A 15,014-nucleotide genomic window follows, 5' to 3' on the forward strand; every position below is an offset into this window, starting at 1 on the left:
GAGACCTCATGGGAATTGCAGCTGATATCGTCATCATCGTCGTTGCCGGGTTTCTGGGCGGCCTTGTCGCCCAGTTCTTTCGACAACCCCTGATTCTCGGCTACATTCTCGCCGGCATACTTGTGGGCCCCTATACGGGAGGCATCACCGTATCCGGCATCCATGAAATCGAACTGCTTGCAGAAATAGGCGTTGCGCTGCTGCTCTTTGCACTTGGGCTCGAATTCTCGCTCAAGGACCTCAAGCCGGTACGCATGATCGCCCTGATTGGCACCCCGATTCAGATCATCCTGTGCATACTCATAGGTTTTGCGGCAGGCCACCTTGCAGGATGGGATACCGTTCCCTCCCTGTGGTTCGGGACCTTCATTTCGCTTTCCAGCACCATGGTCATTCTGAAAACGCTGGAAGGGCAAGGCTGGCTCGGCACACTTTCAAGCCGCGTCATGATTGGCATGCTCATTGTGCAGGACCTTGCCGTAGTTCCCATGCTGATCATCATGCCCAAGCTGGGCATGCCCGACGCCGGATACACCGACCTTGCATGGGCTGCACTCAAGGCCGGCCTGTTCCTTGCGGGCATGATGGTGCTGGGCACCCGCATCATGCCGCGCATACTGCGACTTGTGGCCAGTTGGAATTCCCGGGAACTCTTCATGCTGGCCTGCAGCGGTATCGGTCTCGGCATCGGTTACGGCACATACCTGCTCGGCCTCTCCTTCGCTTTCGGGGCCTTCGTGGCTGGCATGGTGCTCAGCGAATCCGATTACGGCCACCAGGCGCTGAGCGACATCATTCCCCTGCGCGACCTGTTCGGCCTGCTGTTCTTCGCCTCCATGGGCATGCTGCTTGATCCCCGTTTCGTCTACGGCCACCTCGGCATCATTATCGCCCTTGCCGGAGGCGTCTTCCTGCTCAAGGGCCTGCTCTTTTCCCTGCTGGGCAAAGGCTTCGGTTACGGCAACGTTGTGCCGCTGGCGTTGGGATTGGGCATGTTTCAGGCTGGCGAACTCTCCTTCCTGCTGGCACGGGTAGGCGTGGACAGCGGCAGTCTGCCGCAGGAGCAGTACTCGCTGTTTCTTGCCGTCGGCATTCTAGGCATGATTGCCACCCCGCCGCTTTCGGCCATGACAGCCCCGCTCTATTCTCTGCGCAGAAAATACATGCCCGCGCCGGTTCTTCAGAGCGTAAACATCCCCAGCGAAGGTCTGGAAAATCATGTTGTCATTATCGGCGGCGGCAAGGTGGGGCAGTATGTGGCCGACATTCTCTCGCGCCTCTCCTTCCCCATTGTCGTCATTGAGACCAACTCGCGACGCTTCGAAACATGCCGGGGAAAAGGAATTCCCACCATTTTCGGTGATGCCGCCCATGAAACTGTGCTGGAAGCCTCGCATCTGCACAAGGCATGCCTGCTGCTGATCACAATTCCTTCCATAACAGACGCCTCGCTCGTGGTACGCCTGGCCCATACCATCAAGCCGGAACTGGCTATTGCCGCCCGTGTTTCCGGCGAGGAGCAGATGGACGAACTGGCCGCCCTCGGTGTGCGCCAGACCATTCAGCCGGAGTTCGAGGCCGGGCTTGAGCTGACCCGTCAGGCACTCCTGCATCTGGGCCTTCCCGTGGGAGAGATCCAGCGTTTTTCCGACAACGTGCGCCACGAGCGCTATGCCGCCATCATCGAAGAGCATCCGGAATACCGGACCCTAAGCCAACTCGGCAACGCCGCCTCAGGCATGGACCTTTCATGGATTGCCATAGGGAACGACTCATCCCTCAGGGACAAAACCCTCAAGGAACTCATGCTGCGGTCAACCATGCACATCACGGTCGTCGGCGTACTGCGCCACGGACAGCTGCATGCCAACCCAGGTGCGGATTTCGTGCTGATGAAAGATGATATCGCCGGAGTGCTCGGCTGCATGCAGGATACGGAACGCTTTGCCCTGCTTGCCCAGCCCGTGACAGGCAGCGCCTGATCCGGCAAATGGAAACTCGGATAGAGGGTGATTCCCGTAAAAACAAAGCCCGGCTTCTGCCGGGCTATTCTTCTACCTTGTTCAGGGAAACCTCCACAACCAGATTGCCGTCCGGCGTGGTAAAGGGAATGGAAAGAATGGGCTGTTTGTTGATGTGGCTCAACGTGTGGTTCTTGCCGATGATGACAGAAGGGGTTGAAGCCTGAAACTTCATACCTTCATTGGCAAGATGCGCACGGGCCTGCCCTGCGATCATGTTGGTCAGCTCACCTACCGCGTCCGCAATTTCGTCATTGATCTTGGAATATTCCTCTCCAAGCATGTTGGAAACGATACGCAGAATACACTTTTCATCAAGCGTGAGAGATATCACCCCGTCCGCATATCCCGTAACACCGATCAGCCCTGTCACATCCCCCACCGCAGTGCGGCGGGTATTGATATAGGGCTTGCCGGGGCGTGCTTCCACCATGGCCATAGTGCCGAGCACGTCGATTACGGCTGCGAGAAAAGGGTTGATAAAGCTGACGTTGTATTGCGAACTCATGAAAGTCTTTCTTTCAGTCGGCGGCCGTATTGTCAAGAGGAGACGAATGCCAAGAGGCCGGAACACAGCTATTCCGGCCTTTGCATGCACTACAGGAAAGAAGCAAAGAGTTCATCAATATGCGTGTCGAAAAGTCCGACAATGGAAACAAGGTCACTGGGTTTAAGCCCGAGACGTTCCCAGGCCCCATCTTCCAGCCCGGGCAACACATACATGCCGCCTATGGAAATCTCCATTGCGTTGGTCATGTTGTCCGCGAGTTGAATAATGGCAGCCCCCTGAGGGTCCTGCGCCTCTGACGGCTTGTGATGCCAGGTCATGGCATCAACCAGGGTCTGCGGGAAACGCCATTCCGTCAGAATCATATTGCCCACCTCGGTGTGGTCGAAACCGAGAATGTCGCGTTCCGCATCCACCAGCGGCAACATGTTCTCACGGGCGTACAGCAGAGTCTGTACGGAAGCATACGGCAGTTTCTTGAAGATGATCAGACGCCCCACGTCATGCAGCAATCCGGCCGTAAAGAATCTGTCCGCCTTGAGACCGGGAATTCTGGATGCAATGAGTTTGGCAAACACGCCGCAGCTGACGGAATGCCTCCAGAAGGTTTTCACATCCATGAGTTCCGGCGGAATATCCTTGAACACCTTGATGGCCGAAATACCGAGAGCAAGGTTTGAGACTTCCGTTACCCCGACAAGGGCAATGGCGTGTGCCACGTCCTCTACCGTTTCCATGAGTCCGTAGAAGGGACTGTTGACCAGCTTGAGAAGCTTGGCAGTCAGTTCCATGTCGCTGCTCACGATACGGGCAACGTCGTCGGCCGAACTGACGGGGGAGTCCAACACTTCCTTGATGCGGAAATACACGTCAGGGAACGAGGCCAGCTGCGCTTCGCTATCGGCCAGCGTTTTGGGATCAACAAGCCCCGGCGTAAAGGTATCCTTCAGGTACTCAGTATTACGGGTCAGACGCGCATCATCTTCCGGTATTTCCCATCCCATTCCCAGCGCCGCGCTGGTACGGAACACACTCAACCGGAACAACTCGGCTATGGCGTCATTGTCATGGTCCGTATACATGAAAAAATTGCGCACATATTCTTCGCTGAGCGCCATCTGGGCTGCGGGCGAGTCGGGTTTCATGCCATTCCTCCGTTTGGCTGATTACGCCTTTGGACATGTATGCATGTCCGGTCCGTTGCCATCAAACGCAACTACTAGCCTTCCTTGCGGTAGCACATGCCACCGGGCTTGAGCACCGGCTTGAACGCAGTGGAAAGCTTGTGAATGCTTTCCGAATGGCCGAGGAAAAGGTGCCCTCCGGGAAGCAGGTTGTCATAGAACGCGCTGATGACGCTCTGCTTCATGGGATCATCAAAATAGATGATCACGTTGCGGCAGAATACTATGTGCGATTTGGGGACACGCTTGAGCGCCATGCCATCACTGAGGTTGATGGGGCCGAAGTTGATCAGTTTCTTGATGCGCGGCTTAACCCTGTAGTTATCGCCTTCCTGATCAAAATACTTGGCGATGATTCCCTTTGGCGTGGTTCGCAGGGAATACTCGGTATAAAGGCCCTCTTTGGCCTTCGCCAGCATGGCAGGAGAAAGGTCGTTGGCGGAGATGCGGATATTCCACCCGATGACCGACATGCCCAGCACCTCGCTGATCATGATGGCAAGCGTGTAGGGTTCTTCACCGGATGAACAGCCTGCAGACCAGATGGACAGCTCCTTGCGGCCTGCAGCCTCCTGCTCCTTGATGACATCCTTGAGAATCTCGTTCTGGAAAATGCCGAGCTGGCGGACATCCCGATAGAAACTGGTCTCGTTGGTGGTCACCTTTTCGCAGAGCTTGTCCATCTCAAGAGTTTTGTTACGGTCAAGCCTGAGATAGTCGTAGTACTCTTTGAAGGTCTTGAGTCCGAGTTCCTGCAGGCGAGACCCAAGACGGTTCTCCAGAAGATACTTCCGCTTGTCGGGAATACTGATGCCGGTCTTCTCGTAGATGAAGCCGCTCAGCTGAGCAAACTCTTCATCCGAAATCTTGGGAGTTTTACGCAAGCTGAGCCCACCGGAAAAAGAGCGCTCCTGCTTGGCGAAATCAGTCATAAGGCCGCCGGTTCTGCCGCCGGGCAGCCCGGTGGATGTCGTCGTCCGGGAACCGAGAGTGGAAGCTCCCGTCCCGAATTTACCGGATGATAACAATGCCATTGTTTCCTCATTTGTTATCAGAAGGTTATCAGGAATAACTCACAGTATACCTTGCCGAGAAACAAAGGCAACAAAAACTTACAGCATCACTCAGACAGAACCTTGCCCTGCAGCTTTTTGCCGAAGAAGCGCAAAAGGATATCGTTCACCGCCTTGTGCACGGCCTTTCTGTCTACTTTTTCTGAATCCCTGCACACAGCCGGATAATTTGTCCGCATGCGTTCGGAACATATGGCATGCAACGTAAAGCTGGTGGCATCAGACAGGATGAAATAGCTTGTCTTCTCAGGCAGCAGGGTGCGCAAATACTGGGCATGCAGTTCCGGCCAGTTCATGGCATCGCGCTCGGCTTCGATCAGGATGGAAGGCACCTGCATGGACGCCACGCCTTGTGCATTGAACAGCATGCCGTATGCCGGAGCCAGGAGCGCGACACACTTCACCCGTGGATCATGCCACGGACGGCCGCCCGCAGGCTGCAATTCTTCTGCTGTCTTGTTCATGAAAAGGGCCAGTCGGGCATGAGCCCAGTCCGAACAATACGGATCATCCGGCTTGGCTTTAGTGCAGTACGAACGGAGCCCTTCCGTATCCGGCATGGCTCCTGCCAGCAGCATGGCTGCGGCAGCGCCCGTTCCATAACCGATCACGCCGACGTTGCTCATGTCCGCCACCGGACCGATTTCGGGGTGGGCCTGAACGGCATCAAGTGCCAGCTGAAGATGGTAGGGTCTGTCTGTCACCTGATGCTCTGTGTAGATGCGTGAGGTATCGAGATAGTTGTCCCCGGGATGCGTCGGAGCGACGACAATGAATCCCTTGCGTACCAGAAACTCGGCTGAATCATGATGAGACAGACCGGATTCTGCCGAAGCATGCGAGAGCAGAATGACTGGGAACTTGCCCTCCTCAGGCTTTCCCTCGCGTGCCGCAGAAATGGCGTAAGGGTCCAGAAAGACGGAACGTTCCGGCCTGACGGTGGGATACCATACATAAATGGCTATACGCGCGCCGGAGTGCTCTTCCCATTCATTCAGGATGTGCAGCCCCACCCTGTTCACGCCATCACGCGCGCCAAGGGCATGCGCCGTTCCGGCAAGCAGCAGACTCAGCCCGAGACAAAGGCAAATACCCAAGGCAACCGCGCACAACCTGCGCCCTGCTGCAACACCAAACGTTCCGGCACAACCCACCCGACACAAAGAGACTCTTTCCATAAAAACTCCGATGCGAAATTCCGCAACAGGTAGCCTATCCCACGCCCTGAAGCAAGCATAACAAGAGCTGGCGCGGGCTCCCCAGCCTCCACGTCAAAAATGCACGTTCCCCGGTTTTATACCCGCAAAAAAGACCTGAAATTAATTAATGTCGACAATCGACTGTTTTTCTTAGGGATTGCCTTTCATGCTGGAATTCATGTATATTCCCCTGCTTCTCACACTTACGATTTTTGTGGTACATTCAGCATGAAAGTGCGTGAGAATTGCCGAAAAATGCAGCAACACCCTCGAATTACGCTTTTGTAGAAAAAAACTTACGAAGCATTTGGGTATTTAAACAATTTTTGACAATTCCGTCTTTCCACGTTAGTGTCCCGCACAGTAAGCTCCGAAATCCTATACATAGGATCGGGGGTAAAAATCGTAGGTTGAGGAGAGTGGTTAGGGATCATCTTTACTCCATATGTTGAGCGACAATGAGGAGAGCTTCGATGAAGAAACTGATTCACGCGCTGTTACTTGGACTTGTGCTGTCACTGCTGATGGCGGGGATTTCCTGGGCCGACACCATCAAAATTGGCGTGCAGGCTCCCCTGACGGGCAAATATGCCTCCGAAGGGCAGGACATGAAGAACATTGTGGACATTCTTGCAGAAAAAGTGAACGCCGCTGGGGGCGTGAACGGCAAGAAGGTTGAGATCATCGCGGAAGACGACGCTTTCGACCCCAAGACGGCCGCACTGGCCGCACAGCGCCTGACCACCAGCGGTGTGGTCGCAGTTATTGGTACTTACGGCTCGGCCATCACGGAAGCCGCACAGGGCATCTATGATGAAGCCGAAGTCATCCAGATCGCCACGGGTTCCACCATGGTGCGCCTTACTGAAAAGGGCATGAAGAACTTCTTCCGCACCTGCCCCCGCGACGACGCACAGGGCGCAGCCGCTGCCAAGATCATCAAGGAATTCGGCAGCAAGCGTATTGCCATCCTGCATGACAACAGCTCCTACTCCAAGGGCCTCGCTGAAGAAACCAAGGCGCTGCTCGATCCTTCCACCATCGTATTCTACGATGCGCTGACTCCCGGCGAACAGGACTACACCGCCATCCTCACCAAGGTTAAGGGCTCCAACCCCGACCTGCTCTATTTCCCCGGCTACTACAACGAAGCTGGCCTGCTGCTCCGCCAGAAGATGGAAATGAAGTGGGACGTGCCCATGCTGGGCGGTGACGCCACCAACAACGCCGACCTCGTGAAGATCGCCGGCGTTGAAGCTGCAAAGGGGTTCATGTTCGTTGGCCCTCCCGGCGTTAACGACCTCGACGATCCCGCTACCAAGGAATTTCTTGCCACCTATCAGGCTCGCTTCAACGCCATGCCTGCCTCCATCTGGTCCGTATTCGCTGGTGACGCCTTCAACGTGACCATTGAAGCCATCAAGCAGTCCGGTTCCACCGAGCCTGCCAAGATCGCTGAATACTTCCACAATGGTCTCAAGGACTTCCCCAGCCTCACCGGCACCATTTCCTTTGATGCCAAGGGGGACCGCGCTGGCAAGTTCTACCGCCTGAGCAAGGTTAACGAGAAGGGCGAATTCATCCTTCAGTAACCTTTCGGTCCATTAACGGAATGCGGGCGATGCGCTCGCCCGCATTCCGATTTTCTTCGTGTTTCATCTGCTACCACGGGACACTCCATGGAAGAGTTTTTTCAGCAACTGACCAACGGTCTTGCGGTGGGCGGCATCTATGCCCTCATCGCATTGGGCTACACCATGGTCTATGGTGTACTTAAGCTTATCAATTTTGCTCACGGCGATCTGTTCACCATAGGGGCCTTTCTCGGCCTTACGCTGCTCACTTCGCTGGGACTGACCGATCACATGGGCGCGCTTGTCGGTGTTCTGGTACTGGCCGCGATGGTTATCGCGCTGGTAGGTCTCATCGGTTTTCTGCTTGAACGCACGGCCTACCGTCCGCTGCGCAACTCCCCCCGACTCTCTGCCGTGGTGAGTGCCCTCGGGGCTTCCATCTTTTTCCAGAACGCCGTGATGCTCATCTGGGGAGCCCGGCCTCTGGTCTACCCTCACAACATCCTGCCCAAGACCGCCATTTCGATCTTCGGCATGGATGTTCCGCTGGTCCGGCTTATCATGCTGGGTACATCGCTCCTGCTGATGTACGGCCTGTACTATCTTACCCACAAGACCAAGATCGGCGCAGCCATACGTGCTGCCGCCATTGACCAGGGTGCAGCCAAACTCATGGGCATTGACGTGAACCGCGTCATCGCGCTTGTGTTCTGCATCGGCCCCGCACTGGGCGGTGCTGCCGGCGTCATGGTCGGTCTCTACTACGGCCAGATCAGCTTCACCATGGGCTGGTTGTACGGTCTCAAGGCATTTACCGCCGCTATTCTCGGTGGTATCGGCAACATTCCCGGAGCCATGGTCGGCGGCCTGCTGCTCGGCGTCATTGAGGCGCTTGGCGCCGCCTACATCTCCATCGCATGGAAGGACGCCATTTCCTTCCTCGTTCTCATTCTCATTCTGATAATCCGGCCCACCGGGCTGCTCGGCGAAAGGGTGGCAGACAAGGTATGATGGATAAACGCACACTCACTCTCTTTGCTGGCTGTATCCTGTTCGGCATTCTGCCGATGTTCATCAACCCGTACTGGACTGACGTATTCAACAACGTCGGCCTCTACACCATTCTGGCACTCAGCCTGAACATCATTCTTGGTCATGCCGGACTCTTCCACATGGGCCACGCGGCATTCTACGCCGTGGGCGCATACACAACCGCCATATTGAACACGCAATACGGCGTACCGGTCCTCTACACCATGCCGCTGGCGGGTGTGCTTGCTGCCGTCTTCGCCATGATCGTGGCGCGTCCCATCATCCATCTGCGCGGCGACTATCTGCTCATCGTGACCATCGGCATCGTGGAGATCGTCCGCATCTCCCTGGTGAACGACGTATTCGGCCTGACCGGCGGCGCCAACGGCATCTTCGGCATCGATCGCCCTATGCTGTTCGGCTTCAAGATCAAAAGGCCCGAGCACTTCTTCTATCTGATATGGGGCTTCTGCCTGCTCACCATCTTCTTCATGCACAGACTTGAGAACTCCCGCTTCGGCAGAGCCCTCAACTACATCAAAGAAGACGACGTGGCTGCTGAAGGTTCCGGCATCGACACCGCGTACTACAAGCTCATAGCCTTCGTACTCGGCGCATTCTGGGCAGGCATGACAGGCACCATCTTCGCCGCCAAGATGACCATCATCTCGCCAGAATCCTTCTCCTTCTGGGAGTCCGTGGTACTCTTCACCATCGTGATCCTCGGCGGCATGGGTTCCATCCGCGGCGTGCTCGTGGGGGCCTTCCTCATCATCGGTCTGCCCGAGCTGTTCCGCGACCTTGCCATGTGGCGCATGCTTGTCTTCGGCCTTGCCATGATCCTGATGATGATCTTCCGTACGCAGGGCCTCATACCGCCCCCGCCGCGAAAGTACGACGTAATGGCGTACCTCAAGGATGCCGTGACCACCGTCAGGAACTCTGTGGCAACCGCCGAAGGGGGAGCGCGCTGATGAGTCTCGTACAACTCAAGGACCTGACCAAGACCTTCGGCGGCCTCGTGGCCGTAAATGACGTATCCTTCAATGTCGAACTAGGCTCCATCGTGGGCCTCATCGGCCCCAACGGTGCAGGCAAGACCACGGTTTTCAACCTGATCACCGGCAACTACATCCCTGACACCGGACAGGTGCTCTTTGACGGCAAGGATCTGGTAGGCATGCGCACCAACCGCATCGTACAGCGGGGCATTGCCCGTACCTTCCAGACCATCCGCCTGTTCCAGAACATGAGCGCACTTGAAAACGTGCTTTCCGGCTGCCACTGCCGTATGCAGTCCGGCGTGTTCGCAGCCATGTTCCGCACGCCATCGCAGAAACGCGAAGAGAAACTGGCCATAGAACGCGCCATGAGCGAACTGAAGTTCGTGGGCCTTGCGGACCAGTGGAACAACGCCGCCAAGAACCTCTCTTACGGCAAGCAGCGGTTGCTTGAAATTGCCCGCGCCCTTGCCACACAGCCACGCTTCATCATTCTTGATGAACCTGCGGGCGGCATGAACGACCAGGAAACTCAGGAACTTATCGAACTCATCAAGGCCATTCGCGACAGGGGCATCACCGTGCTGCTCATCGAACACGACATGAGCCTTGTCATGAAGGTCTGCGAGCACCTTGTGGTGCTGGAATACGGAGCCGTCATCGCACAGGGCGGCCCTGAAGAGATCAAGAACAATCCGCGCGTTATCGAGGCCTACCTCGGTGCCGACGACGATTTGCTCTAGGGAGATTGCCGGATGCTCGAAATTCGTAACCTGCACGTGAACTACGGCAATGTGGAAGCCCTGCACGGAATCAACATCTCCGTGCAAAAAGGAGAGATCGTCACCATTCTCGGCGCGAACGGCGCGGGCAAATCCACCACCCTCAACGCCATCTGCGGCCTTGTCAAAGCGACCAAGGGCGAAATTTTGTTCAACGGAGAGCCGTTGCACACCCAACGGGCTCATACCATTGTTTCCAAGGGTATTGCCCAGTCGCCCGAAGGACGCCGCGTATTCTCCACCCTGACTGTGGCGGAGAACATGATGCTCGGCGCCTTTACCATCAAGGACAAGGCAGTCATCAACAAGAATGAGGAATGGATCTACGACCTGTTCCCCCGCCTTGCCGAACGGCGCGCCCAGCTTGCCGGTACCCTTTCCGGTGGCGAGCAGCAGATGCTTGCCATTGGCCGGGCGCTCATGGGCAACCCCCGCATCCTGTTGCTGGACGAGCCATCTCTGGGTCTTGCCCCCATTCTTGTGAAATCCATCTTTGAAACGGTTCGCACCATCAACTCCCACGGCGTGACCGTGGTACTGGTGGAGCAGAACGCCCGCGCAGCCCTGAAACTGGCCGACCGCGGCTACGTCATGGAAGTTGGCAACATCGTGATGGAAGACAAGGCAGATAATCTGCTCAACAATCCGGACATCCAGAATGCGTATCTGGGCGGCGGCCACTAGCCCCTGCCATAGACCAACAAAAAAGCCCTCCTTACGGAGGGCTTTTTTGTTTTCACATCATTATTACATAGTACTCAGCGCCAGATTATCCGCACGCCGCATGGCGTTTTTGAGATCGCCCAGCACATTGCCTTCACCAAAACGATTCAGGGTACCCAGCTTGCCGAGCACGCTGGCAACGCGCTCCTGCAGTCCGCACACAACCAGCTTGATGTTCATCCGGTTCGCATGAACGATGAAGGTTTCAAGAGCATGAATGGCTGTGGCATCAATTGTCGGCACGTTATCCATGCGGATGACGATAACCTTGGGCGATTCCCGCAACGTGTGCAGCACGCCGAGAAAACGCTCCGCGACCCCGAAGAAGAAGGGCCCCTCAATCTCATAGATCATGACGGAAGAGGGGCAGAAGGCACTGCCCTCACAGGCGATCTTCGACTCGTTGGAAAGCCCCTCGGCCTCCGCACTTCCGGCACTGCCCAATCGCAGGTTGCCCACCTCGCTCATGCGGCGCATGAAAAGCAACGCGGCGAGCACCACGCCCACCTGCACAGCTACGGTCAGGTCCACCAGAACAGTCAGCAGGAAAGTCGTTACCAGCACGAATACGTCAGAACGGGGGGCACGGAGCAGACGAGCAAACTTATGCGCCTCGCTCATGTCCCACGCAACGATACACAGAACGCCCGCAAGGCTTGCCAAAGGAATAAGTGAAGCCAACGGAGCCAGGCAGATCATGAACAGAGCCAACGTAATGGCATGAATGACACCGGCAACGGGAGACGCAGCCCCAGCACGAATATTGGTTGCAGTACGCGCTATGGCACCGGTTGCGGGAATACCGCCAAACAGGCCTGAGGCCACGTTGGCGATGCCCTGCGCCACAAGTTCCGTAGAGGGTTCATGCCGCTCGCCGGTCATACCGTCCGCCACCACCGCGCTGAGCAGGGACTCGATGCCGGCAAGCAGGGCAATGGCAACGGCATCAGGCAGCATCTTTGCGGCGAGACCGAAGAAATCCTCGGGCATGGCGAAAGAAGGCAGCGTTGCCGGAATACCGCCAAAGCGGGAACCGATGGTTTCCACCTCCAATCCCCCCAGCCAGACAACCAGCATGGATGTGGTAATCCCGACAATGTGTGCGGGTATCCGCGGACAAAAACGACGGATGAGCAACATGGCAAAGATGGTCACACCGCCGGCAATGGCAGCTCCGTGCTGCATGGTGCCTATCCCTGTCCAGCAGGATGCCAGTTTGCCCAGAAATTCCGGAGGCTGTGCGCCAATCTGGAGCCCGAGCAGGTCTTTGATCTGCGAAGAAAAGATGTACAGGCCGATCCCGGCCGTAAACCCTGTTGTTACAGGATAGGGGATAAACTGCAGCACTTTGCCGAGTTTGAAGAACCCCATCAGCATAAGAAATACGCCAGCCATAAGCGTGGCAACCACAAGGCCTTCATAACCGTGCCGCGCAATAACGCCAGCCACGATCACGACGAAAGCACCGGTGGGGCCGCCTATCTGAAAACGGGAGCCTCCGAGCAGCGAGATGAGAGCCCCGGCAACAATGGCCGTGAACAAGCCGCGCTCCGGCGGCGCACCGGAAGCAATGGCAAAGGCCATGGCAAGCGGCAGTGCGACGACGCCCACCGTCAGACCGGCGCAGACGTCTCGCGTTAAATATGGTAGGGGGTAACCTGCCTTCAGGACGGAAAGCAGGGCAGGCCTGATCTTAAACGAGAACAGGCCGGAACGCTGATCACTCATGGTAACCTCCGAATAGAATCCTTGCGAACAAGGCTCTGAACGGCATGGTCACGGTCCGGCAGCGGCTTAAGTGTGTCGGGCCGCCCATACCCGCAAAGACACAAGGCCGCTGGAGGCGGCCATTTCTTGAGCGGGTTGTCGTCAGGGCTGTCGTATAAAGTACTCACTAACCCCCCATAAAGACAGTTGCAACACCTTTTTTTAAGAGTAAAACTCACACAAAACAACGTAACATGGCAACTTTAAAGATATACCCCTCCCCCAGCCTTAAACACCATGACAATAGTGCAGGAGACATGAATCAAACTTTACGGAAAATGAAGCATTGTGCTTGACACCCGAAAACGAACTGTTATTCTGATTTTAAGGTTAGGAAACGTCCTAGTGAAACCTTCAGCCAACATCTAACGCAGTTTGTAGGCTTAAGGCCCTGGCCAGAATTAAACACCGATACCAATTCTGAACCGGGATCTCCGCGCAAGCGGAGGTCCCGTTCTTCATTCCCCCCTGAGCAATCCCTCAACCCCCGCAAATCTTACTCCATTCTTCCCCCGCTTTTGTTCCGCCTTGACGCCCCAGAACAAACGAACTATCATAAAAAGTTCGCAAATTTGGATTTTTACTTCAATATCAAGAGGTTGCAGTTGAGCACGGACAAACGGCCCGACTGGGTCGCCCCAGAACATCTGCCCGCGCACGTATCTATCATCATGGATGGTAATGGCCGCTGGGCCAAAGCCAGAGGGCTTGAACGCACGGCAGGACATCGCGAAGGCACGGAAACGGCCCGCAAAATCGTCCGCGAAGCCCGCTCCATAGGCATCCGTCATTTGACCCTGTACACTTTTTCCAGCGAAAACTGGGCTCGCCCCAAGCAGGAAGTGGGCTTTCTGTTTGAACTGCTGGTTTCCTTTCTCAAGGATGAACTGCCCAGCCTGATGGAACAGAATATCCGTCTGCTGGTTCTTGGCGACATCGGCGCATTGCCGCTTCCTGCGCGCACCGCTCTGCAGCATGCCATGAAAAAAACCGCCGGTAATACCGCCATGACACTGAACCTTGCACTCAACTACTCCGGACGCGGCGAAATCGTCCGGGCAGTGCGCGCCATCATGGAAAGCGGAATTGCCGCCAAGGACATTACCGAACAGAGCATCTCCGACTATCTGTATACATCCGGTCAGCCAGACCCCGACCTGATGATACGCACCAGCGGCGAGTTGCGTCTCTCAAACTTCCTGCTCTACCAGCACGCGTACAGCGAATTCCATTTCACCCAGACCTATTGGCCCGATTTCAGCGTGGATGAATTCCGCTCCGCGCTTACCGCATACGCCAACCGCGAACGGCGGTTCGGCAAGACCGGAGACCAGATCAAGGCATGACCGACTCACACAAGCAGCGGTGGATAACCTCCATCGTCGTCCTTCCCTTTCTGATTACCGCCCTGCTGCTCGGCGGCTGGGCTCTGCTCGCGGCTACCATCATTGTCGCGGCTCTCGGACAGTTCGAATTCTACTCCATGTTCTGGCCCGGCAAGAGCAATCTCCCCTACAAGGTGATCGGCTGCCTTCTTGGAGCCGGCCTTCTGTATGGCGCTTTCATCGACAGCCCGTATACCATGCTCGCCTGCATCACCGGCGGCTTCTGGGTAGGCAGCCTTGGCTTCCTGCTGAGCTACGGCGCCGGCGAAAGCCATTCTGCCCGCTTCGAACAGGCGCAGGTGCTCACTGCAGGCATCCTGTATCTGCCGCTGGTCATCCAGACCGTGCTGCGCTTCTCCCCCGTTGAGACCGGCCTCATTCTGCTGGCCTGCTTTGCCTCCGACATCGGCGGTTTCTATGCAGGCTGCAAATTCGGCAAGCACAAGATATGGCCTACCGTGAGCCCCAAGAAGACGTGGGAAGGCTCCATCGGCGGCATGCTGCTGTGCACACTGGTCTGCCTTACCATCGGCACCGTGTTCGGCACGGCTCCGTGGTGGGCATGGCTGCCGCTCGGCCTGTTCCTGAACGTATCCTCACAGCTTGGCGACTTCTTCGAATCCGCTCTCAAGCGCACGCTGAACATCAAGGATTCCGGAACATTGCTGCCCGGCCACGGCGGCATTCTCGACCGCATAGACTCCATATTGCTCGCCCTGCCCGCCTATGCGCTGGCGCGTGCCGTATATACTTTCTTCTAGGATT

The 15,014-nt window shown here is 56.3% G+C and carries 13 protein-coding genes; 8 read left to right on the forward strand and 5 right to left on the reverse strand.

Annotated elements, in window-relative coordinates; translation table 11 throughout:
* Nucleotides 1-8 precede the first annotated feature (8 nt).
* Entirely contained in the window at nucleotides 9-1,982 is a 1,974-nt protein-coding gene (locus N1030_RS08030) for a monovalent cation:proton antiporter family protein (RefSeq protein ID WP_265828753.1), read from the forward strand.
* Between the two features lie 64 nt (nucleotides 1,983-2,046).
* Here the strand turns inward: N1030_RS08030 and N1030_RS08035 are convergent, their stop codons facing one another.
* From N1030_RS08035 to N1030_RS08050, 4 genes are all read right to left on the reverse strand, one after another.
* Entirely contained in the window at nucleotides 2,047-2,529 is a 483-nt protein-coding gene (locus N1030_RS08035) for a chemotaxis protein CheX (protein WP_265828754.1), read from the reverse strand.
* An 89-nt stretch (nucleotides 2,530-2,618) separates the two neighbouring features.
* Complete coding sequence (locus tag N1030_RS08040; RefSeq protein ID WP_265828755.1) at nucleotides 2,619-3,674, reverse strand: HDOD domain-containing protein; 1,056 nt, start codon at nucleotides 3,672-3,674, stop codon at nucleotides 2,619-2,621.
* Between the two features lie 74 nt (nucleotides 3,675-3,748).
* On the reverse strand, nucleotides 3,749-4,645 hold the full coding sequence (locus N1030_RS08045) for a CheR family methyltransferase (RefSeq protein WP_265829038.1): 897 nt from the start codon (nucleotides 4,643-4,645) through the stop codon (nucleotides 3,749-3,751).
* Between the two features lie 188 nt (nucleotides 4,646-4,833).
* Nucleotides 4,834-5,964 (reverse strand): alpha/beta hydrolase family protein, encoded by a 1,131-nt coding sequence (locus N1030_RS08050; protein ID WP_265828756.1) that lies wholly within the window; start codon nucleotides 5,962-5,964, stop codon nucleotides 4,834-4,836.
* A gap of 494 nt (nucleotides 5,965-6,458) precedes the next feature.
* On the opposite strand from N1030_RS08050, the gene N1030_RS08055 reads away from it, so the two are divergent.
* From N1030_RS08055 to N1030_RS08075, 5 genes are all read left to right on the forward strand, one after another.
* Complete coding sequence (locus N1030_RS08055; protein WP_265828758.1) at nucleotides 6,459-7,577, forward strand: branched-chain amino acid ABC transporter substrate-binding protein; 1,119 nt, start codon at nucleotides 6,459-6,461, stop codon at nucleotides 7,575-7,577.
* A gap of 87 nt (nucleotides 7,578-7,664) precedes the next feature.
* Complete coding sequence (locus N1030_RS08060) at nucleotides 7,665-8,570, forward strand: branched-chain amino acid ABC transporter permease (RefSeq protein ID WP_265828759.1); 906 nt, start codon at nucleotides 7,665-7,667, stop codon at nucleotides 8,568-8,570.
* Nucleotides 8,570-9,565, forward strand: a complete 996-nt coding sequence (locus N1030_RS08065) for a branched-chain amino acid ABC transporter permease (protein WP_420842841.1) — start codon at nucleotides 8,570-8,572, stop codon at nucleotides 9,563-9,565. The genes N1030_RS08060 and N1030_RS08065 overlap by 1 nt, the downstream gene beginning before the upstream one ends.
* A complete protein-coding gene (locus N1030_RS08070) occupies nucleotides 9,565-10,335 on the forward strand; it encodes an ABC transporter ATP-binding protein (RefSeq protein WP_265828762.1) in 771 nt (256 codons plus the stop codon). Before N1030_RS08065 ends, N1030_RS08070 begins: the two co-directional genes overlap by 1 nt.
* A gap of 12 nt (nucleotides 10,336-10,347) precedes the next feature.
* Nucleotides 10,348-11,058 (forward strand): ABC transporter ATP-binding protein, encoded by a 711-nt coding sequence (locus tag N1030_RS08075; protein WP_265828764.1) that lies wholly within the window; start codon nucleotides 10,348-10,350, stop codon nucleotides 11,056-11,058.
* A 63-nt stretch (nucleotides 11,059-11,121) separates the two neighbouring features.
* On the opposite strand, the gene sulP is transcribed toward N1030_RS08075, so the two are convergent.
* Nucleotides 11,122-12,825: a sulfate permease gene (gene sulP, locus N1030_RS08080; protein WP_265828765.1), complete on the reverse strand. Its 1,704-nt coding sequence runs from the start codon at nucleotides 12,823-12,825 to the stop codon at nucleotides 11,122-11,124.
* A 710-nt stretch (nucleotides 12,826-13,535) separates the two neighbouring features.
* Here sulP and uppS point away from each other — a divergent pair.
* Both uppS and N1030_RS08090 read left to right on the forward strand, forming a co-directional pair.
* Complete coding sequence (gene uppS / locus N1030_RS08085; protein ID WP_420842842.1) at nucleotides 13,536-14,210, forward strand: polyprenyl diphosphate synthase; 675 nt, start codon at nucleotides 13,536-13,538, stop codon at nucleotides 14,208-14,210.
* On the forward strand, nucleotides 14,207-15,010 hold the full coding sequence (locus N1030_RS08090; RefSeq protein ID WP_265828768.1) for a phosphatidate cytidylyltransferase: 804 nt from the start codon (nucleotides 14,207-14,209) through the stop codon (nucleotides 15,008-15,010). Before uppS ends, N1030_RS08090 begins: the two co-directional genes overlap by 4 nt.
* The last annotated feature ends 4 nt before the right edge of the window (nucleotides 15,011-15,014 follow it).

It is taken from the genome of Desulfovibrio mangrovi, from assembly GCF_026230175.1.
In the GTDB taxonomy this organism is placed as follows: domain Bacteria; phylum Desulfobacterota; class Desulfovibrionia; order Desulfovibrionales; family Desulfovibrionaceae; genus Halodesulfovibrio; species Halodesulfovibrio mangrovi.